The sequence below is a fragment of the Streptomyces sp. G7(2002) genome (assembly GCF_028870195.1).
Classification (GTDB): Bacteria; Actinomycetota; Actinomycetes; order Streptomycetales; family Streptomycetaceae; genus Streptomyces; species Streptomyces nigrescens.
Map to the genome: position 1 here is coordinate 4,025,921 of NZ_CP102609.1, position 22,349 is coordinate 4,048,269.

General features: G+C 71.6%; 20 protein-coding genes. 4 read left to right on the top strand and 16 right to left on the bottom strand.

Features of this window, described 5'->3' with window-relative positions; all coding sequences use genetic code 11:
• Window positions 1-70: 70 nt before the first annotated feature.
• From NUT86_RS16620 to NUT86_RS16630, 3 genes are read right to left on the bottom strand one after another with little or no spacing between them, the layout of a single operon-like run.
• Complete coding sequence (locus NUT86_RS16620; protein WP_093643765.1) at window positions 71-1,246, bottom strand: dipeptidase; 1,176 nt, start codon at window positions 1,244-1,246, stop codon at window positions 71-73.
• Window positions 1,243-1,809: a 5-(carboxyamino)imidazole ribonucleotide mutase gene (gene purE, locus NUT86_RS16625; protein ID WP_018093164.1), complete on the bottom strand. Its 567-nt coding sequence runs from the start codon at window positions 1,807-1,809 to the stop codon at window positions 1,243-1,245. The genes NUT86_RS16620 and purE overlap by 4 nt, the downstream gene beginning before the upstream one ends.
• Window positions 1,806-2,945: a 5-(carboxyamino)imidazole ribonucleotide synthase gene (locus NUT86_RS16630; RefSeq protein WP_159488072.1), complete on the bottom strand. Its 1,140-nt coding sequence runs from the start codon at window positions 2,943-2,945 to the stop codon at window positions 1,806-1,808. The genes purE and NUT86_RS16630 overlap by 4 nt, the downstream gene beginning before the upstream one ends.
• A gap of 165 nt (window positions 2,946-3,110) precedes the next feature.
• Here NUT86_RS16630 and NUT86_RS16635 point away from each other — a divergent pair, with 165 nt between their 5' ends.
• Window positions 3,111-3,533, top strand: coding sequence for a protease inhibitor I42 family protein (locus NUT86_RS16635; protein WP_274736058.1), 423 nt, complete (start codon window positions 3,111-3,113; stop codon window positions 3,531-3,533).
• A 136-nt stretch (window positions 3,534-3,669) separates the two neighbouring features.
• Window positions 3,670-4,179 (top strand): GtrA family protein, encoded by a 510-nt coding sequence (locus tag NUT86_RS16640; RefSeq protein WP_159488071.1) that lies wholly within the window; start codon window positions 3,670-3,672, stop codon window positions 4,177-4,179.
• Window positions 4,180-4,192: 13 nt separating this feature from the next.
• On the opposite strand, the gene NUT86_RS16645 is transcribed toward NUT86_RS16640, so the two are convergent.
• Both NUT86_RS16645 and NUT86_RS16650 read right to left on the bottom strand, forming a co-directional pair.
• Window positions 4,193-5,440: an ATP-binding protein gene (locus NUT86_RS16645; RefSeq protein WP_018093160.1), complete on the bottom strand. Its 1,248-nt coding sequence runs from the start codon at window positions 5,438-5,440 to the stop codon at window positions 4,193-4,195.
• Window positions 5,441-5,455: 15 nt separating this feature from the next.
• The gene (locus tag NUT86_RS16650) at window positions 5,456-6,136 is read right to left on the bottom strand and encodes a response regulator transcription factor (protein ID WP_018093159.1); all 681 of its coding nucleotides are present in this window, start codon (window positions 6,134-6,136) and stop codon (window positions 5,456-5,458) included.
• Window positions 6,137-6,644: 508 nt separating this feature from the next.
• Between NUT86_RS16650 and NUT86_RS16655 the strand changes: the two genes are divergently transcribed.
• Window positions 6,645-8,150, top strand: a complete 1,506-nt coding sequence (locus NUT86_RS16655) for a peptide MFS transporter (RefSeq protein WP_159488070.1) — start codon at window positions 6,645-6,647, stop codon at window positions 8,148-8,150.
• A gap of 82 nt (window positions 8,151-8,232) precedes the next feature.
• Here NUT86_RS16655 and NUT86_RS16660 read toward each other — a convergent pair whose 3' ends face one another.
• From NUT86_RS16660 to NUT86_RS16685, 6 genes are all read right to left on the bottom strand, one after another.
• The gene (locus NUT86_RS16660) at window positions 8,233-9,630 is read right to left on the bottom strand and encodes a hypothetical protein (RefSeq protein WP_229838361.1); all 1,398 of its coding nucleotides are present in this window, start codon (window positions 9,628-9,630) and stop codon (window positions 8,233-8,235) included.
• Between the two features lie 32 nt (window positions 9,631-9,662).
• On the bottom strand, window positions 9,663-10,889 hold the full coding sequence (locus NUT86_RS16665; RefSeq protein WP_446750767.1) for a hypothetical protein: 1,227 nt from the start codon (window positions 10,887-10,889) through the stop codon (window positions 9,663-9,665).
• Window positions 10,886-11,878 carry a COG1470 family protein gene (locus tag NUT86_RS16670; protein WP_274736061.1) on the bottom strand — a complete coding sequence of 331 codons (993 nt, stop codon included), beginning with the start codon at window positions 11,876-11,878 and terminating at the stop codon, window positions 10,886-10,888. The genes NUT86_RS16665 and NUT86_RS16670 overlap by 4 nt, the downstream gene beginning before the upstream one ends.
• A gap of 105 nt (window positions 11,879-11,983) precedes the next feature.
• Window positions 11,984-12,697, bottom strand: coding sequence for an LPXTG cell wall anchor domain-containing protein (locus NUT86_RS16675; protein ID WP_148589389.1), 714 nt, complete (start codon window positions 12,695-12,697; stop codon window positions 11,984-11,986).
• A 247-nt stretch (window positions 12,698-12,944) separates the two neighbouring features.
• Entirely contained in the window at window positions 12,945-13,448 is a 504-nt protein-coding gene (locus NUT86_RS16680; RefSeq protein ID WP_018093153.1) for an ATP-binding protein, read from the bottom strand.
• 171 nt (window positions 13,449-13,619) lie between these two features.
• Window positions 13,620-13,988, bottom strand: coding sequence for an STAS domain-containing protein (locus tag NUT86_RS16685; RefSeq protein WP_018093152.1), 369 nt, complete (start codon window positions 13,986-13,988; stop codon window positions 13,620-13,622).
• 259 nt (window positions 13,989-14,247) lie between these two features.
• Here NUT86_RS16685 and NUT86_RS16690 point away from each other — a divergent pair, with 259 nt between their 5' ends.
• Window positions 14,248-15,186 carry an RNA polymerase sigma factor SigF gene (locus NUT86_RS16690; RefSeq protein WP_093643785.1) on the top strand — a complete coding sequence of 313 codons (939 nt, stop codon included), beginning with the start codon at window positions 14,248-14,250 and terminating at the stop codon, window positions 15,184-15,186.
• Window positions 15,187-15,323: 137 nt separating this feature from the next.
• Here NUT86_RS16690 and NUT86_RS16695 read toward each other — a convergent pair whose 3' ends face one another.
• From NUT86_RS16695 to hutU, 5 genes are read right to left on the bottom strand one after another with little or no spacing between them, the layout of a single operon-like run.
• Complete coding sequence (locus tag NUT86_RS16695) at window positions 15,324-16,631, bottom strand: SUKH-4 family immunity protein (protein WP_274736066.1); 1,308 nt, start codon at window positions 16,629-16,631, stop codon at window positions 15,324-15,326.
• A 60-nt stretch (window positions 16,632-16,691) separates the two neighbouring features.
• Window positions 16,692-17,873, bottom strand: coding sequence for an imidazolonepropionase (hutI, locus tag NUT86_RS16700; RefSeq protein WP_018093149.1), 1,182 nt, complete (start codon window positions 17,871-17,873; stop codon window positions 16,692-16,694).
• A 17-nt stretch (window positions 17,874-17,890) separates the two neighbouring features.
• Complete coding sequence (locus NUT86_RS16705; RefSeq protein ID WP_274736068.1) at window positions 17,891-19,246, bottom strand: formimidoylglutamate deiminase; 1,356 nt, start codon at window positions 19,244-19,246, stop codon at window positions 17,891-17,893.
• Window positions 19,237-20,454 carry an allantoate amidohydrolase gene (locus NUT86_RS16710; RefSeq protein WP_202466690.1) on the bottom strand — a complete coding sequence of 406 codons (1,218 nt, stop codon included), beginning with the start codon at window positions 20,452-20,454 and terminating at the stop codon, window positions 19,237-19,239. Before NUT86_RS16710 ends, NUT86_RS16705 begins: the two co-directional genes overlap by 10 nt.
• 17 nt (window positions 20,455-20,471) lie before the next feature.
• Window positions 20,472-22,142, bottom strand: coding sequence for a urocanate hydratase (gene hutU / locus NUT86_RS16715; protein ID WP_159488064.1), 1,671 nt, complete (start codon window positions 22,140-22,142; stop codon window positions 20,472-20,474).
• Between the last annotated feature and the right edge of the window lie 207 nt (window positions 22,143-22,349).

Consider the following 22,349-nt stretch of genomic DNA (forward strand, 5'->3'; position numbering starts at 1 on the left):
CCACCCAGCCCGCCGCAGGCGCAACGGCGAGCAACAACCACGGCGGGAAAGCCGAAAACGCGGGAAGAGGTCACCCAAGCGTCACGTGGGACGGCCCACGTACCGCTCGCTCGGCGCGAGCCACATCCTCCGCCGCCCGCAAAACCCGCACCGCATTGCGCCACGTCAGCTTCGCCAAGTCGCCCTCGGACCACTTGCGGTCCAGGAGTTCGGCGATCAGATTCGGGTAGCCCGCGACATCGGCCAGGCCGTCGGGCGTGAAGGCGGTGCCGTCGAAGTCACCGCCGATACCGATGTGGTCGACGCCGGCGACCTCGCGCATGTGGTCGAGGTGGTCGGCGACCGTGGCCGCGGTGGCCTTCGGCCGCGGGTTGGCCGCCTCGAAGGCCCGCTGGACCGTCATGCCCGCCTCGGTCGTGTCGAGGTGGTGCAGCCCGTGCGCGCGCATGTTCTCGTCGGCGCGCTGTGTCCACGCGACGGCGGCCGGCAGCACGAACTTCGGCACGAAGGTGGCCATCGCGACCCCGCCGTTGGCGGACAGCCGCTCCAGCACATCGTCGGGGATGTTGCGCGGATGGTCGCAGACGGCACGGGCGGAGGAGTGCGAGAAGATCACCGGCGCGGTGCTGACACGCAGCGCGTCCCGCATGGTGTCGGCCGAGACATGGGAGAGGTCGACCAGCATCCCGCAGCGGTTCATCTCACGGACGACCTCCTCGCCGAAGGCCGACAGGCCGTTGTGGCGCGGCTCGTCGGTCGCGGAGTCCGCCCAGTCGATGGTGTCGTTGTGGGTGAGCGTCATGTAGCGCACGCCCAGCTGGTGCAGCGCGCGCAGGGTGGCCAGCGAGTTGTTGATGGAGTGGCCGCCCTCGGCGCCCATCAGGGACGCGATCCGGCCCTGCGCGCGAGCCGCCTCCATGTCGTCGGCGGTGAGTGCCAGACGCAGCTCGCCGGGGTAGCGGGCGACCAGCTCCCGGACCACGTCGATCTGTTCGAGGGTGGCGCTGACGGCCTTGTCGCCCGCGTAGTCGGCGCGCACATACACCGACCAGAACTGGGCGCCGACGCCACCGGCCCGCAGCCGCGGCAGGTCGGTGTGCAGGTGCGCGGACTGGTCGGCGGCGATATCGCGCCGGTCGAGGTCGTAGCGGACCTGCTCACGCAGCGCCCAGGGCAGGTCGTTGTGACCGTCGACGACGGGCCAGCGGGCGAGCAGGTCCTGCGCCGCCCCCTGGGAGGAGCTCACTTGGCGCCGCCGAAGCCGAAGCCGTTCGGGGTGGCGACCTTGTTGCGCAGTCGCTTGCCCTTCTCGGTGGCCTGGTCGTTCAGCTCCTGCTGGAACTCCCGCATCCGGGCGAGGAGTTCAGGGTCCTGGGTGGCGAGGATGCGGGCGGCCAGCAGCCCGGCGTTGCGGGCGCCGCCGACGGAGACGGTGGCGACCGGCACACCGGCCGGCATCTGCACGATGGACAGCAGGGAGTCCATGCCGTCCAGGTACTTCAGCGGGACGGGGACGCCGATGACCGGCAGCGGGGTGACCGAGGCGAGCATCCCGGGGAGGTGGGCCGCGCCCCCGGCGCCCGCGATGATCGCCTTCAGACCGCGCTCCGCCGCCTCCTCGCCGTACGCGATCATCTCGCGCGGCATGCGGTGCGCCGAGACGACATCGACCTCGTAGGGGATCTCGAACTCGGCGAGGGCCTGGGCGGCGGCCTCCATGACGGGCCAGTCGGAGTCGGAGCCCATGACGATGCCGACCACGGGGGACGCGTCGGAGGGGCGGAGTTCGGACGACAGGCTGGACGTCATTCGGTGATCGTTCCTCGCAGATAACCGGCGGCATGAGCGGCGCGCTCGCGCACGTCGGCCAGGTCGTCGCCGTAGGTGTTGACGTGTCCGACCTTACGGCCGGGCTTCACGTCCTTGCCGTACATATGGATCTTCAACTGCGGGTCCCGCGCCATGCAATGGAGGTACGCGTAATACATGTCGGGGTAGTCGCCGCCGAGGACGTTGGCCATCACCGTCCAGCGGGCGCGCGGGCGCGGGTCGCCGAGCGGGAGGTCGAGCACGGCACGGACGTGGTTGGCGAACTGCGAGGTGATCGCGCCGTCCTGGGTCCAGTGGCCGGAATTGTGAGGGCGCATGGCGAGCTCGTTGACGAGGATCCGGCCGTCAGAGGTCTCGAAGAGCTCGACGGCCAGATGACCGACGACCCCCAGCTCCTGGGCGATGCGCAGCGCCAGCTCCTGGGCCTGGCCGGCCAGCTCGGAGTCGAGGCCGGGCGCCGGAGCGATCACGGTGTCGCAGACGCCGTCGACCTGGATGGACTCCACGACCGGGTAGGCGACGGCCTGGCCGTGCGGGGAGCGGACGATGTTGGCCGCCAGCTCGCGGGTGAAATCGACCTTTTCCTCCGCAAGGACGGGCACCCCGGCACGGAACGGCTCGGCGGCCTCCTTGGAGGATCGCACGACCCAGACCCCCTTGCCGTCATAGCCGCCGCGGACCGTCTTAAGGATCACGGGAAAGCCGTCCCCCTCGGCCGCGAAGCGCTCCACGTCCTCGGGGTCGGAGACGATGCGGTGCCGTGGGCAGGGCACGCCGATCGCGTCCAGCTTCGCCCGCATCACCCCCTTGTCCTGGGCGTGCACCAGCGCGTCGGGACCGGGCCGTACGGGGATGCCGTCGGCCTCCAGTGCCCGCAAATGCTCGGTGGGAACGTGCTCATGATCGAAGGTGATCACGTCACAGCCACGGGCGAAGGCGCGCAGCGTGTCCAGGTCGCGGTAGTCGCCGATGACGACATCACCGACCACCTGAGCCGCGGAATCCTGCGGAGTGTCGCTGAGGAGCTTGAATTTGATGCCGAGGGGGATACCCGCCTCGTGGGTCATACGGGCGAGCTGACCGCCGCCGACCATGCCGACTACCGGGAACGTCACGCCCCCCAGGGTATCCGCACGGCTTCGCTGCCCCGATACCGGCTTGGATGATCCTCCGAGTTCGCACGTTCGAAGATCATCGACAGAAGATCGACACCGGCCCGTGCGCACGGGCCGGGGTGCGGGACCGGTGCCCGGAGCGGGCCCGGCAAAAGGGGAGGCCGGATGGAGAACAGCGGCATATCGAGGGGCCTCAGGACGCTGGTGATCGTCGTCGCGATCACCACGCTGCTGATCGCCCTGCACTCGATTTTCAGCCAGTTGTCCGCGCCGGAGGTCTATGACGCGGACGACACCGAGATCGCGGTCTCCCCCGGTGACCGCTTCAGCGTGCGGGTCCCCGACAGCCCCGCCGGCGGCTATCACTGGATCATCGCCGAACCCCGCCCCGACCCGGCGGTCCTCAAGGCGGCCGGCGGGCGCGTGACCACCGGCGGCCCGCCGGCCGGGTCCGCCCGCCACCTCTCCTTCGAGGCCGTCCGACCGGGCCGTACGGACTTACGGCTGCTGCGCTGCCGGCGCTGCGGCCCCGGCGCGGCCGACGAAGCGGGCTCCCGGAGCCTCAACTTCCGCGTCACGGTCCGCTGACCCGTACGGCCGCCAGGGCTTGCGCGCGGCCTCGCCACGTGGCAAGCGCCCCCATCGGGGCGTGGTTAGCATGAGGGAGCGGACCAGGGTTGACGGCCCGCGGACACCGCCCACAACGGGGAGCTGAACGACCACCATGAGTGAACGGAGCGCACTGCGGTCCCGGCTGGAGGCGCTCACTCGTGAAGTGGTGAAGTTCGGCGCGGTCGGCGGCGCGGGCGTCGTGGTCAACTTCGCGGTGTTCAACCTCGTACGGCAGCTGACCGAGGTGCCCGTCGTCCGGGCAAGCATCATCGCGACGGTCGTGGCGACCGGCACCAACTACCTCGGCTACCGCTACTTCACCTACCGCGACCGCGACAAGCGGGGCCGCACCAAGGAGCTGACGCTCTTCCTGCTGTTCAGCGCGCTCGGCCTGGTGATCGAGAACGGCCTGCTCTACGTCGCGACCTACGGCTTCCACTGGGACAGCCCGCTGCAGAGCAACGTCTTCAAGTTCTTCGGCATCGGCGTCGCCACGCTCTTCCGCTTCTGGTCCTACCGCACCTGGGTCTTCCGCACGCTGCCCGCGCGGGAGGCCATAGAGACGGCCGAGTCCTTCCTCGCGGACGGCTCCCGCCGCCCGCGCAGCGCCTCCCGGAAGTAGCCCGGGGCGCCGCTCACTCCTCGGCGGGCTCCGCCTCCCGGGCCAGGAACAGCGCGAAGACCGGTGGATGCTGCTGGAGCAGCTCCAGCCGTCCGCCGTCCGCCTCCGCCAGATCCCGGGCGACGGCCAGCCCGAGGCCGGTGGAATTACGGCCGGACACGGTCCGCTCGAAGACCCGCGAGCCGAGGTCCGCCGACACCCCGGGCCCGGCGTCGGTGACCTCGACGACCACCTGATTGCCGGTGACCCGGGTGCGCAGCGCGACCGTCCCGTCGCCGTGCATCAGGGAGTTCTCGATCAGGGTGGCCAGCACCTGGGCGACGGCGCCGGGGGTACCGACGGCCCGCAGTTTCTTCTTGCCGGAGCGCACGATCGCCCGTCCCGCGCTGCGGTAGGCCGGCCGCCACTCCTCGATCTGCTGCTTGACCACCTCGTCCAGGTCGAAGGCGACCGCGGAGCCGCTGCGCGGGTCCCGTGAGTTGGTCAGCAGCCGCTGGACGACATCCGTCAGCCGCTCCACCTGCGCCAGCGCGATGGTGGCCTCTTCCTTCACGGTGTCCGGATCGTCGGTGACGGTGATCTCCTCCAGCCGCATGGACAGCGCGGTCAGCGGTGTCCGCAGCTGGTGGGAGGCGTCCGCGGCGAGCCGCCGCTCGGCGGTCAGCATCCGCGCGATCCGCTCCGCGCTGGCGTCCAGCACATCGGCGACCCGGTCCAGCTCCTGCACGCCGTAGCGGCGGTGGCGCGGGCGGGGGTCACCGGAGCCCAGCCGCTCGGCGGTCTCCGCGAGATCGGTGAGCGGCGCGGTCAGCCGACGGCCCTGGCGGACGGCCAGGATCACGGCCGCGATGATCGCCAGCAGCGCCACGGCCAGGATGACCAGCAGCGTCCGGCCGATCTCCGCACTGACCATGGAGCGGGATTCCTGGACCGTGACGGACTCGCCGCGGTCACCGCGCACCTTGGACTCGATGACATCGCCCGAGGGCCGCTTCCCGATCTCGATCGGCTCCTTGCCGGGCACCGTGATCCGCGCGTACCTCTTGGCGGTGATCTGCTCGGAGAGGATGTCCGGGGTGATCTTCTCGCCGCTGCCCAGCCGGCTCTCCACTATCCCGACGAGCCGGACCGCCTCGGACACCACGCTCTCCTGCGCACCGGCCTGGATGGTGCGGGTCTCGACGATGACGAGCGAGACGCCGAAGACGGCGATCACGACGAGCACCACGGCGAGCGTGGAGTTGATCAGGCGGCGGCGCACAGGCTCCTGGCTCTTTCAGCTTTTTTCGAATCGGAAGCCGACACCGCGGACGGTGGCGATGTAGCGGGGGTTGGCGGCGTCGTCGCCGAGCTTCTTGCGCAGCCAGGAGATGTGCATGTCGAGCGTCTTGGTGGAGGACCACCAGGTGGTGTCCCAGACCTCGCGCATCAGCTGGTCGCGGGTGACGACCCGGCCGGCGTCGCGCACCAGGACCCGCAGCAGGTCGAACTCCTTCGCCGTGAGCTGGAGTTCCTCCTCCCCCATCCAGGCGCGGTGCGACTCGACGTCGATCCGTACGCCGTGGGTGGCCGGCGGCTGCTGGGGCTCGGCGGTGGAGCCGCGGCGCAGCAGGGCCCGTACGCGGGCGAGGAGTTCGGCGAGCCGGAAGGGCTTGGTGACATAGTCGTCGGCGCCGGCGTCCAGGCCCACCACGGTGTCCACCTCGTCGGCGCGGGCGGTCAGCACCAGGATGGGGAAGGAGTGGCCTTCGTTGCGCAGTCGGCGGGCGACCTCCAGGCCGTCCATCCCGGGCAGCCCCAGGTCCAGGACGACGAGGTCGATGTTCCCCTGGAGACCGGCGTCGAGCGCGGTCGGGCCGTCCTCGCGCACCTCGACGTCGTAACCCTCGCGGCGCAGTGCGCGGGCGAGCGGCTCCGAGATGGACGCGTCATCCTCGGCGAGCAGTACACGGGTCATGGCCCGATGGTAGTCCGATGTATCGGCGCCGAGGGGCGGACCAGCGCGGATGGCCGACGACGGACCGTTCCTGCACCGACACCGCCCTGAGCTGCACAAGCCTCGGGCGCGCGCGAGGGCGCGCGATCCCCCAAGGGGCGCGTATGGTTCCCCGTTACGGTGTGAGCGTTGTCTCACGCAGCTCATCGGCGGCGGAACCAGCCGTATGGTGGTTCGACGTACATCGCACAGCCTTCGGGGCCTTTGACGCTCAACTGACGTCATCGGTCCCTCGTTGTGTGCCGGGCCGGTACCAACGGCCCGGATGCACAGTGATCGACCTGCCGACCGGGACCGGCGCGCTTGCACGACGGGGCGCGGAATCCGGGGGTACGACCGTCCTTGCGGGCCCCTCGTGGGTACCGGACCTCCCGGACGTGGGGGTGGGCGGGAATACGCCGGAGCCGGTCACCCCCACCCGGGCGCGTATCGGCCTGTGAACGCGTCCCGTAGCAGCAAGGAAGCATCCATGGCGTCCAGCCTGACGAAGGACGCGGCCCAGCAGGGGAACCCTGCGGACGGCGGCAAGACCTTCTTCGGCCACCCGCGTGGCCTGGCCACTCTCTTCATGACCGAGATGTGGGAGCGCTACAGCTTCTACGGCATGAAAGCACTTCTCCCGCTGTACCTGATCGCGCCCGGCGGCATGCACATGCAGGCCACCACGGCCACGGCGATCTACTCCGTGTACATGGCGATGGTCTATCTGCTCGCCATGCCGGGCGGCTGGGTGGCGGACCGTTTCTGGGGACCGCGCAAGACGGTCGCCATCGGCGCCTCCGTCGTCATCGCGGGCCACATCACGCTCGCCCTGCCCACCGCGGCGAGCTTCTTCGCCGGTCTCGTACTGGTCGCGCTCGGCTCCGGCCTGCTGAAGGCGAACATCTCCACGATGGTCGGCCACCTCTACAACGGCCCGGAGGACCCGCGCCGTGACGGTGGCTTCACGCTCTTCTACATCGGCATCAACATCGGTGCCTTCCTGGCCCCGCTGAGCATCGGCACCGTCGGCGAGAGCGTCAACTGGCACCTCGGCTTCACGCTCGCCGCCGTCGGCATGGCGCTCGGCCTCGCCCAGTTCATGCTCGGCACCCGCCATCTGAGCCCGGAGAGCAGCGTCGTCGCCCAGCCGGCGACGCCGCAGGAGAAGTCGTCCGCGCTGCGCAAGGGCCTGATCTGGCTGATCGTCGCGGCCGTGTTCTACACCCTGCTCGGTGTGACGGGTAACTTCGCCGACTGGGCGCTGATGCCGATCACCATCGCCGGTCTGGTCATCCCGATCGCGGTCCTGGTCCGCATGAAGCGCGACAAGGAGCTCACGGAGCTGGAGCAGTCCAAGCTCTCGGGCTACATCTGGTTCTTCGTGGTCGCCGCCGTCTTCTGGATGATCTACGACCAGAACGGCTCGACCCTGTCGATCTTCGGCGAGCACTCCACGACGAACAACCTGCTGGGCTTCGACTTCCCGACGTCCTGGTACCAGTCGCTGAACCCGATCTTCGTCATGGCGCTCGCCCCGGTGGTCGCCTCGGCCTGGCTGTGGCTGAACAAGCGGGACAAGGAGCCCAGCACCGCCGTCAAGTTCGCGTCCAGCCTCGCGCTGATCGGCATCTCGTTCGCGGTCTTCCTCATCCCGCTGATCGACACCGCCGCCAACGGCGGCAAGGTCAGCCCGATGTGGCTGGTGGCGATCTACTTCATCCAGACGGTCAGTGAGCTGTGCCTCTCCCCGGTCGGCCTGTCGGTCACCACGAAGATGGCGCCCGCCAAGTACAACTCCCAGATGATGGGTGTCTGGTTCCTCGCGGTCACCGCGGGTGACTCCGTGTCAGGCCTGCTGACGTCGCCGCAGCTGAACGTCGACCTGAACACCGGGAGCGCGGTCGCCGTCGAGGCCGCCTTCGCGGTCGTCGCCGGCCTCGGCATCTGGATGTCCCGCAAGCGGATCAAGGAGCTGATGGGCGGCGTCAACTGACGCCTGCCGGCCCCGGATCACGGAAGGGGGCGTCGCACCGCCGGTGCGACGCCCCCTTCGTGCGTCCCGCGGGCCTGCCGCGTCAGCGGACCCGCGCCCGGCGCCGCGGCAGGAACGTGAACACCGCGCCGCCCAGCAGGATGACGGTGCCGGCGACGAGGCCGAGCGCGGTCAGCGCGCCGTGGTCGCCCGCCCCGGTCTCGGCGAGGCCGCCGCTGCTGCCGCCCGAGACACTGGCCGGTCCCGCCGCGCTGCCGCCGGAGGCCGCAGCGCCGCCGGAGTCACCGCCCGTCGCACCACCGGACGTACCGCCCTGCTGCGCCGAGGTGTCCAGGGCGAGCGAGACCCCGGGGTCCTTCTCCGGGGTGCAGGTGGTGGTCGTCCCGAGGGCGTTGACGGTGAGCACGCCCGGGGTCAGCGTGGCCTTGCCGGTGGCACCCGGCTTGTAGGTGCCCTTCAGGTCGGGGATCTCGATCGGCTGGCCCGACTTGATGGGCCCGGCGTTGGTCGGCCCCTCGACCTTCACCGACCCCTTGTCCGCACCGCCGACCTTGACGTCCATCGACGGCTTGACCGAGTCCTTGGGGATGTCCGCCGGGCTGTCCATGACGGACTTGCGGAACTTCACCGTCAGGTCGTAACTGCCGCCCTTCTTCACGGCGTTGATCTGGACCGGCGAGGTCGCCTTCTTGTCCCCGATCGGCGTCTTGCAGGCGTAGGGGACGTTGACCTCCTTGCCCTTGTACGCGGTGCCGTCGGGGTCACCGCCGGAGCCGCCGGTTCCGCCGGAGGCCGTACCGCCCGAGGAGCCGGAGGTCGTACCGCCGTCGGTGCCGCCACCGGAGGCCGTACCGGCGGAGCCGCCGGTGGTGCCACCGGTCGTCCCGGTCGTGGTGCCGCCCGTCGTGGTCCCGCCCGTAGTGCCCGTCGTGGACCCGCCCGTCGTGCCGCCGGAACCGCCTCCGCCGTCGGTCACCTTGATGGTGACCCCGGGCTGCACCGTCTCCTTGGGCGAACACTTGGTGTCCGTCGAGATCGGCCGGTTGACGTTGATGTTGTAGAAGCCGGGCGTCAGGGTGACCTCCCCCGGCTTCGTCAGCTTGAGCTTGCCCTTCATGTCGGACAGCTTCATCGCGCCGCCCTTGGGGATCGGCGGATTCTCCCGCGGCCCCTGCATCGCGAGATCGCCGGTCTGTGCCCCGGCGACCTTGATCGTGCCGGTCGGCTGGACGGTGTTCTCCCCCAGGTCGAGGATGTCGGGGTTCTTGGAGGCGCCCTCGATGGTCTTCCAGACCACCTCGATCTCCTCGCCGACCTTCGCCGTCCCCGGCGCGCTGACCGCCACCTTGGTGGTGCCCTGGATCGGCGGCAGCCCGGATATCGGCGGCGGCAGACACTCCGTCTTGTACGACACCTCAGCTGCCTGGGCGGTCCCGGCCGCGGTCATGATGCCCGCGCCCGCGAGCATCAGCGCGGCCATCGAGGCCACCGCGGCTCTCCTCCGTTGCCTCATCACGCAGAACCTTTCGACGTCGGTCGTTCGGTTGATGTGGTGGTGGACGGTGCGGTGTCCGGGGTGAACCACGGCAGCGCGGCACCGTCGCCCGGCGTACCGGGGCCGGCCGTGTCGCGCGCACGCGGGGTTCGGTTCCTGATGCGTTGTCCGGTGCCGGCCGCGCCACGCCGCCGGCCGGCGGCGTGGCCACGTGCGGGCGGGTGCGTCCGTCCCTCGGAGCGCCCCCGGCCCGGCCCATGCGGGCGGACCCGGTCCACGAGGGCCATCCCGATACGGAAGACCGCCGTCGGGACCACGATGCAGAGCAGCACCCAGAAGAGCGTCACGCCCCATGGCCTGCCGACCCCCCAGGGCTGCTCGACCAGGACCTTGCCGCCGTATTTGAGGGAGACCAGATAGTCCCCGTGCGCGCCGGCCGGCAGCTCGACCGGCAGTCTGACCTCGGCCTTCTTCCCGGCGGGGACGGTCCCCCGCCACTGCTGCTCCGCCCACTCGGGCGCGAAGACCCCGTGGGAGGTGCCGACCTGGAAGACCGGGTCCTTGGCCGGCGCCGAGCCGAGATTGCCGACCGTGACCCGCAACTCGCGCTGTGCCGGGGCGCCGAACCAGGTCAGCAGGCCGCTGCTGCCCGTCAGCCGCGGCTGGGCGAGGACCGCCAGCCGGCCGCCGGGGCGCTCCTTGGGCAGCGGCGCCACCGGGTGGCCCGCCACCTTGAACGCCGCCTCCGCGTCGGCCGCCGCACCGGTCACGGTCGCCACATGCACCACACAGGGGCAGGGCTTGGGCGGCTCGGCGACCGGGAGCTTCCGGCGGAACGTGCCGTGCGTATCGGTGGTGACGGCCCGCCCGTCCCCGTTGGCGCAGGAGTTGGTGCCGCCGATCATGTTCTGTCCGCAGATCAGCAGCGTGAGCAGCGCCTTGGGCCGCCAGCCGCGGCCGGTCACGGTCACGGTGCCGCCCTTGCCCGCTTCCTTGGCGGAGAGCCGGACGGTGGGGGTGGCGTCGGCGGCGGTGGCGTACGGGGCGGAGGCGGCGGTGATATCCGGGGCGGCCTGCGCGGCCGCGGACGGCAGCAGGGCGGGCGCCAGGGCCAGGCACAGCACGAGCACGGCCGCGGCCCGCCGTCGCCTCCGTGCTACGGCATGCTCCCCGGTGCGCGCCGCCCGGAGCGCACGGGCCGTGCCGCCGGCCGTCGACCTGCCCGTACCCGTCTCGCCGTTCACGATCGCGCTCCTGATCCGGTACTCGCCAATTCCACTGCCGGGTCCGCCGCTTGTCTCCCGGACGGCCGCTTGCCGCCGTCCGCGCTCCCCACGGGCCCGCCGCCCCGTAGGCCGCCCGGCCCCTGGGCACGGCGTCGCCGACGGACGATCACCAGGCCGCCCGCGCCGGCCGCCAGGAGGAACGCCGGCCCGGCGACGACGCCCCAGGGCAGCGCGGTGTACGAGGCGGTGGCGGACCCGTGCGCACCGCCGTCCGCGGTCACCGTGAGCCGCACCTCCACCGCGTCCAGGCCGGGCGGATCGGCCCAGGGCTCCGTCAGCTCGGCGCTCTGACCGGGGGACAGCCGGCCCGGCAGGGTGCGGACGCCCCGCCGCAGCACCGGGCCGAAGAGCCCGTCGGCGCGCACCGCGAGCCGCGGGGTCAGCACCGTGTTGCCGCGGTTGACCAGCGTGTACCGGATGACCGCCGCCTCGCCCCGGCCGCGCACCGACACGTTCTCTACGGTCAGCGCGGCCAACACCGGCCCGGACACCCGCAGATGCACCGGTACGGTGTCCCGCCCGCCCGCGCCGCGCCCCGAGCCCGCCGTGGTCGCGACGAGCGTGGCGGGGTGGTCGCCGGGGGCAGCGTCGCGCGGCACGGTCACCGTGAACGGGACGGCCGCCCGGGTACGCGGCGGGACCGTGACCGCCTTGGCGGCGAACGCGATCCATGCGCCGGAGCCGCGCAGCCGGACCGTGACGGCCCGGCCGGTGGGGTTGCGCAGGGACAGCCGGTCGTTCATGACGGTGCCCGGCGCGCCCTCCAGGTAGAAGTAGGGGCGGTCCTGGGCGCTCGGTGTGGCGCCGTCACCGGGCGCGGGCGCGGCGGACCAGCCCGGCGGCGCCGGTGCGGCGGCCGGCCGGGCCGCGGCCGCGGCGGGGCACAGCAGCACGGCGGCGGTCGCGAGGATCGCACCGCTGACCGCTGTGCGGGGACGGAACGGCATCGGCGGCTCCTGGTGCGAGGGGGCGCCTCCCCGTGCCGGCCGGGGAAGCGGGACGTACGGGGAACGGCGGGGCACCGCGCGGGTCCTGGCCTCCCGCGCGGCGGGTCACACCCGCTGGTGACGGCGGGTCAGCCAGAGTGCACCGGCCGCACCGGCCAGCAGCACCGTGCCGCCGAGGGTGCCCAGCGCGACGACGGAGTCCGCGGGCCCGGTCTGCGGCAGCTGCCCGCCGGCGGAGGCGCCACCCGTGGCGGAACCTCCGGTGCTTCCCGAGGCGCCGCCGGAACCCTTCACGTCCAGGGACAGCGAGGGCTTCGGATGGTTGCTGGGTGTGCAGGTGGTGGTGGTGCCCAGCGCCTTGATCGTGAGGGTGGAGGCCGTGAAGGTGACCTTGCCGCTGCCCTTGGGCGTGTAGGTGCCGCTCAAGTCACTGATCTTGATGGGGGTGTTGGCCGGAATCGCCTGGTCGTTGGGCGGCCCGGCGACCGGCACCGTACCGCTCTCCGCGCCGCCCAGCTGGATCAGCGCGCTCGGCTTCATGGCGCCCTTGCCCAGCTCGACGGGGCTGGAGGAGACCCCCTTCTGGAAGGACATGACGAGCTTGTACGCGCCGCCGCTGGGGGTGCTCTTGATGTCGATGGGCGAGACCGCGCCCTTGTTGCCGATCGGCGTTTTGCACTGGTAGTTGACGTCGATGACCTCGGCATGGGCGGCCGGCGCGGTGAGCATCACCGCGGACCCCGCCGCCATCGCCACGGCCACGGCGAGGCCGGCCGCCCGGCTCGGGCGCCTGCCGTGCTGTTCGTAGAAGCGGGCCACCTCGGTTCCCCTTCTCCCGGGAGCGCACCGCCGGATGTTCTGACGGCACATCAGATTGGCCGTCAAGGTACGCCGGGGACCTTGCCGAGGGAAGGCACAGCACAGCCCCGATCGCTCCGGGCCCGGGGCGGCGCGGAATTCCGGCCGGGAGCACGGGGTTCCGGATGCGCCGAAGGGCAGATTCCGGAAACGACGAAGCGCGGGCCCACCGGCCCGCGCTCAACTCTTCTCCGACGAAGCCGCCTTCTCAGGACGGAGCGGCGAGCTCCGCCCATACGGTCTTGCCCGTGCCGTCGGCGTTGCGCACCACGCCCCAGTCCAGGCACAGCCGCTGCACGATGAACATGCCGTGACCGCCGGGGCGCCCCGGACGGTGCGGGCTGCGCGGCGCCGGTGAGCCCGTACCGAGGTCGCTGACCTCCAGGCGCAGCACTTTGCCGGTACAGCGCAGTCGCAGCTCCTCCGGCCCCTCGGCGTGCAGACAGGCGTTGGTGACCAGCTCCGAGACGACGAGCAGCACATCCTCCGCCGCGGCCCGCTGGTCCGCGCCGGCCGCCGGCAGCCAGCCCCAGTCGTGCAGGGCCTGCCGGGCGAAGTCACGGCCACGGGCCACGGCCCCTCGGGTGCCCGCCAGGCGCAGCCGGCGGATCTGGCCGGCCGGGATGGCGGCAGCCGGGGCGGCGGCGGAAGCACCGGCGCCGCCCGACTCCGGGCCGAGATCGCCCGGCGGGTACGGCCGGGTGGTGCTCATCAGCGCTTCACCTCACCGATTCGCCTGTTCACGGAAAACAGATACTGACTGATTCAACGGATTCAGATGTCTCCTGCCCGACCGGACCGTGAGAACACCCACTTCTTGGGTACGGAAGTTGTGACACGTACTACGTGCCCGGAATGCAACGTTCCGGACACCGCTGTCACGTCAGTCGGCCAGGGCCGCGTCGAGAGAGTCATGCACGGTGAAGACCGCCTCGGCGCCCGTGATCTCGAAGACCCGGGCAACCACCGGCTGCATCCCCGCCAAGTGCACCCCGCCCCCCTCGGCCTCCGCCTTCAGGCGCGCGCCGAGCAGAACATTGAGACCGGTGGAGTCCATGAACTCAAGGGGTGAGCAGTCCACCACCAGGCGTGCATAGCCGTCGTCCACACAGCCTTCCAGTGACTCACGCAACAGATCCGCCGTGTGGTGATCCAGCTCACCGGAGACCGTCACCACCGCGCTGGCGCCGTGATGGCGGATCTCGACGTGAAGCCGGCCCCGGCTTGCACTGCCGACCGTCCCGCGGTCCATGCGCGCGCACCCCTCTTGCTGTCTAGACGACTGTTTGCTTACGACTGCGCTGGTCGAACCCTACGCCTTCCTGTCGTCTGTCGGTAGCTGAACAATCCGCATATTGCCCAATATATGGACAACACGCACTTGCCATCTTCAGGCAAAGCCAGGTAGGCGTAGAAGCACACATCCGAAACGGCCGGCTTTGGAGGCGCCGCACACCGCAGCTTCACGTAGAGGCATCGGCAGCCATATGCCGAGAACGATGGAGGAGACCATGTCACCCCGGCTCGACGAACTGCGCACCGACGACACCCGGCAGTCCGCATCGTCGACACCCCCGTCCGACCCGACCGGACAGATCCCTGCCCAGTCACTGCCTGTCGAATCAGATCTGGCAGAGATGACTGAGGTCGACGATCTGCCCGAGATCCCGCCGTTCGACGAGGTGGGCCCGGTGGACGCGAGGGCTCTGTCCAAGACCCTCTTCGAGCGGCTCGAAACGCTCGAGGAAGGCACGCACGAATTCGCGTACGTCCGCAACACCCTGGTCGAGCTCAATCTCGCTCTGGTGAAGTTCGCGGCCTCCCGGTTCCGCTCGCGCAGTGAGCCCATGGAGGACATCGTCCAGGTCGGCACGATCGGCCTGATCAAGGCGATCGACCGCTTCGAACTCAGCCGTGGCGTGGAGTTCCCGACGTTCGCCATGCCGACCATCGTCGGCGAGATCAAGCGCTTCTTCCGTGACACCAGCTGGTCGGTGCGGGTCCCGAGGCGTCTGCAGGAACTGCGTCTGGACCTCGCCAAGGCGGGCGACGAACTCGCGCAGAAGCTGGACCGCGCCCCCACGGTGCACGAACTCGCCGCGCGGCTCGACATCAGCCGTGACGAGGTCGTCGAGGGGATGGCCGCGAGCAACGCGTACACCGCGAGCTCGCTGGACGCCCAGCCCGAGGAGGACGACAGCGAAGGCGCGCTGGCGGACCGCATCGGCTACGAGGACCACGGTCTCGAAGGCATCGAGTACGTGGAGTCCCTCAAGCCGCTGATCGCCGAACTCCCGCCGCGTGACCGCAAGATCCTCTCGCTGCGCTTCGTCGCCAATATGACGCAGTCCGAGATCGGCGAGGAGCTGGGCATCTCCCAGATGCATGTCTCCCGTCTGCTCTCCCGCACCCTCGTGCGGCTCCGCAAGGGGCTCATGATCGAGGAGTGAGGACCCCGCGGTCCCTGCCGGCCACGGCCGGCAGCCGCCCGCGCGGAGGAGGGCCTGCCCCGGGATCGCTCGGGACGGGCCCTCCTCCGCTGTGGCCGGGCCGTTTTGCCGGGCCCCGCTACGGCAGCCAGAAGAGGTCACCGTCCCACTCGGTGAGGGCCCAGGTGAAGTGGCTCCACAGCACCCCCCGGGGAGTCTCCGGGTCGAGCAGTCCCGGCGCGAGCGCGTCCATCTCCGCGGCGAACACCTCGGTCATGTCCGGCTCCCCCGGATAGGGGGCCGACACGGCGCTCAGATACCGGCGCACGGCCTCCAGACAACGGTGAAGACCTCCAGGCCGGGCGCCAACTCCACCAAGACCGGGCCCGGTTCGCCGAGCTCCGCCGACGACGCGGCGATGTGCACCGTCCCGTCATGGCGGTGCAGATACAGCGCACCGTGGACGGAGCGGCCGAGGCCAACAGATCCGCCGCCACCGTCCCGTCCGGCAGCCGCACCCCGGCCACCGCGCTCTCGTCCACCTCGGCCGGCTCGTCGTCCGGGCGCAGCACGAAGTCGGCCTTGTAGGAGCGCCATTGCCTCGGCAGACCGACCTCGCGCAGAAAGGCGCGGGCGGCGGAATCGCGGAGACCGGCGGGCAGCGCCTCCTCGGGGAACCGGACCACCGGGGCCGGCGCGAAGGCCGCGTCGACCCGCGAGGCGGTCAGCGGCTCCGCGGACGGCGGGAGAAACGGCACCCGCCCCGGCATGCCCTCCTCGGCCGAGGTGTGGTCGATCCCGCCGCGCGGCCAGTCACGCAGCACCACCGGGTCCGTTTCCAGGAGCGCGAGCCCATGGGCATCGTGCTGGACCAGATGCCATGTCCTGCCGTCCGGGGCGGGGAGCGGGTCGGCGTAGGCCCAGGCCTCGGGTGCGGACAGCCGGAAGTCGCCGAGAGCCTCGCCGTCGCCCCCACAACGGCGGGGCGGCGCCGAAGGACTGACGTCTGCGGCGGACGGCGCCGGGACCCGTATGCCGGTCTCCAGATCCAGCAGGAGCCCGGAGTCGTCCGCGGTCTCGACGTGCAGCAGCGTCCGGCCGCCGCACTCGTAGAACGCCGCCTCGTACTCGGTCAGCCGCTCGGGCTGCGCCACGCACCGTCCCGCCGGCCGCCACCATGCCCACACCGTCCGCCACGGCATGCCCGGCTCGGCGGCCGCGATCCGCGCGGCGTACGCGTCGTGTCCCAGCACCGTCGCCGCGAAATGCAGCCAGGACGCGAACTCGGCAGGCGGCACCTCCGCGCCCCCGAAGATCGCCTCGGCCTGCTCGAACACCTCACGCCAGACGCTGTGCGCCCCGGCCGTGGCATCGAAGTGCGCGCGCACCGCCGGCCGGTCGACGGCCGCCCACCGCGCAGGATCGTCCGTCACGGCGTCGGACGGCCCCCTCACCCCGTTGCTCATGACCCCATGCTCGCAGCAGGGTCCGGCAACCGGGGCGCGCGGACCGCCCGGTGACCGTCGTCAGACGAGAACGCCCTTGTGCCACACCGCGGAGACGAGCGGGACGCCCGGCCGGTAGGCGAGGTGGACGTGCGAGGGCGCGTCCAGGAGGGCGAGGTCGGCGCGGGCGCCGGGGGTGATCCGGCCGACGTCCGTGCGGCGCAGTGCGCGGGCGCCGCCCGCGGTGGCTGCCCACACGGCCTCGTCGGGCGTCATTCCCATGTCGCGGACGGCCAGCGCGATGCAGAACGGCATCGAACTCGTGAAGGACGAGCCGGGGTTGCAGTCCGTGGACAGGGCGACGGTGGCGCCGGCGTCGAGCAGCGGACGGGCGTCGGGCCACCGGGCGCGGGTGGAGAACTCGGCGCCCGGGAGCAGGGTGGCGACGGTGTCGGACTGTGCGAGGGCGTCGATGTCGGCCGGGCTGAGGTGGGTGCAGTGGTCGGCGGAGGCGGCGCCGAGTTCGACGGCGAGCTGGACGCCGGGGCCGTGGCCGAGCTGGTTGGCGTGCACCCGGGGCACCAGGCCCTTGGCCTTGCCCGCGGTGAGGACGGCGCGGGCCTGGTCGCCGTCGAAGGCGCCCTTCTCGCAGAAGACGTCGACCCAACGGGCGTGCGGGGCGCAGGCGTCCAGCATCGGGCCGGTGACGAGGTCGACGTAGCCGGCCGGGTCGTCGGCGTAGTCGGGCGAGACGATGTGCGCGCCGAGGAAGGTGACCTCGTCGGTGTGCTCGGCGGCGATGCGCAGCGCGCGGGCCTCGTCCTCGACGGTCAGCCCGTAGCCGGACTTGGTCTCCTGGGTGGTGGTGCCCTGGCGGAGCGCCTCGGCGAGGTAGCGGGCGATGTTGGCGTGCAGGGCCTCGTCGGTGGCGGCGCGGGTGGCGGCGACGGTGGTGCGGATGCCGCCGGCGGAGTAAGGGCGGCCGGACATCCGGGCGTTGAACTCCGCGGTACGGTCACCGGCGAAGACCAGGTGGGAGTGGGAGTCGACGAAGCCGGGGATGGCGGCGCGGCCGCCGGCGTCGACGGCGTTGTCGGTGGCGGGTGCTTTGCTGGAGGGACCGACCCAGGCGATGCGGTCGCCGTCGATGACGACCGCCGCGTCCTGGATCAGGCCGAGGGGGCCTTCGCCGAGGGAGGGGTCGTTGGTGACGAGCTGGGCGATGTGGGTGATGGCGGTGGTCGGCGCTGAGGTCGTCGTCATCGCGGGGGTGTTCTCCTTCAGCCGCGTACCGCGGCGATGGATGCGGCGAGGGCGGTGGGTACGTCGGGGACAAGAGTGTGCACACCGTCCCGGACGATCTGCCGGCCGCCGACGATGGTGTGTCGTACGTCCGCCGCGGAGGCGGCGAATACGGCCGTTTCGGCGGCCAGCCGGGGCAGTGGTCCGGCGGTGCGTACGGAGTCCAGTGCGATCGTGGTGAGGTCGGCGAGCGCCCCGGCTTCGAGGGTTCCGGCGTCGTCCCAGCCCAGGGCGGCGTGTCCGTCGGCGGACGCGGCGCGCAGCAGGGCGGCGGCCGTCCAGTGCCCGCGGGTGCGGGTGCGCAGCCGTTCGTCGAGCTCCATGGCGCGGGCCTCTTCGAGCAGGTCGATGACGGCGTGGCTGTCGCTGCCGAGGGAGAGCGGGCTGCCGCGGCCCTGGAGCTGAGCGGCCGGGCCGATGCCGTCGGCGAGGTCGCGTTCGGTGGTGGGGCACATGCACACGCCCGTGTGGGAGTCGCCGAGGAGCGTGATGTCCTCATCGGTGAGGTGGGTGGCGTGCACGGCGGTGGTGCGCGGGCCCAGCACTCCGCGGTCGGCCAACAGTCGCGTGGGGGTGACGCCGTGGGCGTCCCGGCAGGCGTCGTTCTCGGCGGTCTGCTCCGAGAGGTGGACGTGCAGGGGGGCCTGCCGTGCGCGGGCCCAGTCCGCGACGGCGCCGAGCTGGTCGGCGGGGACGGCGCGTACGGAGTGGATGGCGGCGCCGATGCGGGCGTGCGCGCGCTCCTTGAGGGCGTCGGCGCGCTCGGCCCAGCGGTCGGCGGTGCCGTCGGAGAAGCGCAGCTGGTGGTGGTTGGGCGGGGCGCCGAAGCCGGCCGAGAGATAGGCCGTGTCGAGGAGGGTGATGCGGATACCGGCCTCGGCGGCGGCGGAGAGCAGCGCCTCGCCCATGGCGTTGGGGTCGCTGTAGCGGGTGCCGCCGGGCGCGTGGTGCAGGTAGTGGAATTCGCCGACACAGGTGATGCCGGCCAGCGCCATCTCGGCGTAGGCGGCGCGGGCGAGGGCGTAATAGGTGTCGGGGGTCAGCCGGCCGGCGACGCTGTACATGATCTCGCGCCAGGTCCAGAAGGTGCCGGTGCCGACCTGGACGGTGGCGCGCAGGGCGCGGTGGAAGGCGTGCGAGTGGGCGTTGGCGAGGCCGGGGAGGGTCAGGCCGCGCAGCGCGGTGGCGCCGGGCGGCGGGGTGTCCGCCCCGGTACGGACGGCGGTGATCCGCCCGTCCGCGGTGTCCACGGCCACGCCCGGCTCGACATGGGTGCCGAGCCAGGCGTGTTCGAGCCAGTACGTCGTCGGTGTTGCCTGCGGCGTCAGCGGCACGCCAGCCCCTCCAGTACGTCGGCGAGTGCGGTGACCCCGGCGACGCAGTCGTCCTCGTCCGCCGCTTCGGCGGGTGAGTGCGAGACGCCGGTGGGGTTGCGGACGAACAGCATCGCGGTGGGGACGGTTCCGGACAAAATACCGGCGTCGTGCCCGGCTCCGGTGCCCAGGACGGGCACGGCCCGCTCCCCTGTCTTGCCGAGGATCGCGCTCAGCTCGTCCCGCAGGGCGTGCTGGAACTCCACGACGGGGGTGAAGGATTCGCGGACGACGGTCAGGTCCACCCCGTCGCGGGCGGCGCGCTCGGCGGCGGCCCGCTCGATCCCGGTGATCACGGTGTCGAGGGTGTCCTGGTCGGCGGCGCGGGAGTCCAGCCAGCCGCGGACCAGCGAGGGAATGGCGTTGACGCCGTTCGGCTCCACGCTGATCTTCCCGAAGGTGGCCAGGGCCCCGGCCAGCCGGGCCTGCTCGCGGGCGGCGAGCACGGTCGCCGCGTAGCTGAGCATCGGGTCCCGGCGGTCGTCGAGCCGGGTGGTGCCGGCGTGGTTGGCCTCGCCGTGGAAGTCGAACCGCCAGCGGCCGTGCGGCCAGATGGCGGAGGCGATGCCGACCGGGTCGCCGGACAGGTCCAGGGCGCGGCCCTGCTCGACGTGGAGTTCGACGAACGCGCCGATCCGGGCGAGCCGTTCGGGGTCCGGGCCGATGGCCTCGGGGTCGTATCCGGCGCGTTCCATGGCCTGCGGGAGGGTGATGCCGTCGCCGTCGCGCAGCCGGTGCGCGGCCTCGGTGGTCAGCGCCCCGGCGGCGAGCCGGGAGCCGACGCAGGCCAGGCCGAAGCGGGCGCCTTCCTCGTCGCCGAAGTTGACGATCGCCAGCGGCTTGTCGAACTCCGCTCCCCTCCGGCGGAGTTCGTCCAGCGCGGCGAAGGAGGAGACCACACCCAGCGGGCCGTCGAAGGCGCCGCCGTCCGGTACGGAGTCCAGGTGGGAGCCGGTGACGACGGCGTCGCCGGGGGCCACATCCTGGTAGCCGGTGGCGCCGAGCCAGGCCCACTGGTTGCCGTTGCGGTCCAGTTCGTAGGTGAGTCCACGGGCCTCGGCCTGGGCCCGGAACCACGCACGGCAGTCGGTGTCGGCGCCGGTCCAGGCGTAGCGGCGGTAGCCCCCGGAGGAGGAGTCGCGGCCGAGCGGCCGCAACTCCTCCCACATCTCGTGGAACGAGGCGGTCACGCGTCCCCGCCTTCGCCCTCGCGCATCGGGATGCGGACACCGCGCTCGGCGGCCACCTCGTCGGCGCGCTCGTAGCCCGCGTCGACATGCCGGATGACGCCCATGCCGGGGTCGTTGGTGAGCACCCGGCGGATCTTCTCGCCGGCCAGCGGGGTGCCGTCGGCGACGGTGACCTGTCCGGCGTGAATCGAGCGGCCCATGCCGACGCCGCCGCCGTGGTGCAGCGAGACCCAGGAGGCGCCGGAGGCGACATTGACCATGGCGTTGAGCAGCGGCCAGTCGGCGATCGCGTCCGAGCCGTCCTTCATGGCCTCGGTCTCGCGGTAGGGCGAGGCGACAGAGCCGCAGTCGAGGTGGTCCCGGCCGATGGCCAGCGGGGCGCGCAGGGTGCCGTCGGCGACCATCTCGTTGAAGCGCTCACCGGCCTTGTCGCGCTCGCCGTAGCCGAGCCAGCAGATGCGGGCGGGCAGGCCCTGGAAGTGGACCCGCTCACCGGCCAGCTTGATCCAGCGGGCCAGCGACTCGTTCTCGGGGAAGAGGTCCAGGATCGCCTTGTCGGTCGCGGCGATGTCCCGGGCGTCGCCGGACAGCGCGGCCCAGCGGAACGGGCCCTTGCCCTCGGCGAACAGTGGCCGGATATAGGCGGGGACGAAGCCGGGGAAGGCGAAGGCCCGCTCGTATCCGGCGAGTTGGGCCTCGCCGCGGATCGAGTTGCCGTAGTCGAAGACCTCGGCGCCGGCGTCCATGAAGCCGACCATGGCCTCGACGTGCCGGGCCATCGACTCACGGGCCCGCTGGGTGAAGTCGGCGGGCTTCTCGGCGGCGTAGGCGGCCATGTCGTCGAAGTCGATACCGACGGGCAGGTAGGCCAGCGGGTCGTGGGCGCTGGTCTGGTCGGTGACGATGTCGATCGGCGCGCCCTCGGCGAGCATCTGGGGCAGCAGCTCGGCGGCGTTGCCGAGCAGACCGATGGAGAGCGGCTTGCGCTGGTCACGGGCCTCGACGGCGAGCTGGAGCGCGTGCTGGAGGCTGTCGGCCTTCACATCGAGGTAGCGGTGCTCGATCCGGCGCTCGATGGCCCGAGGGTCGACGTCGATGCAGATGGCGACGCCGTCGTTCATGGTGACGGCGAGCGGCTGGGCGCCGCCCATGCCGCCGAGGCCGGCGGTGAGCGTGATGGTCCCGGCGAGCGTGCCGTGGAACTTCTTCGCCGCGACGGCCGCGAAGGTCTCGTAGGTGCCCTGGAGGATGCCCTGGGTGCCGATGTAGATCCACGAACCGGCGGTCATCTGCCCGTACATGGTCAGGCCGAGGGCCTCCAGACGGCGGAACTCCTCCCAGTTGGCCCAGTCGCCGACGAGGTTGGAGTTGGCGATGAGCACCCGCGGTGCCCATTCGTGCGTCTGCATCACGCCGACCGGCCGGCCGGACTGGACGAGCATCGTCTCGTCCTGCTTGAGCGTGGTGAGCGTGCGCACCATCGCGTCGAAGGAGCGCCAGTCACGTGCGGCCTTGCCCGTACCGCCGTAGACGACGAGCTGGTCCGGATGTTCGGCCACCTCCGGATCGAGGTTGTTCTGCAGCATGCGCAGCGCGGCTTCCTGCTGCCATCCCCGAGCACTCAGCTCCGTTCCGCGCGGTGCCCGCACGGGTCGCGGTCCCGACATGGGCCGTGCCTCCCTGACGTCGAATGGATTGAGCTATTCACATATTGGGGTTGATGAATAGCGCTAGTCAACAGGGCGCGGTGAGCCACGCACGACGCACCGCACGAACCGGCCAATCCGGCCGGGATTTTTGACTTGCCCACTGGGAAAGTCTGCGCTAACTTTCCAAGTGGGCAAGTCAACGGGGAACAGCTCGACCGCCTTGGG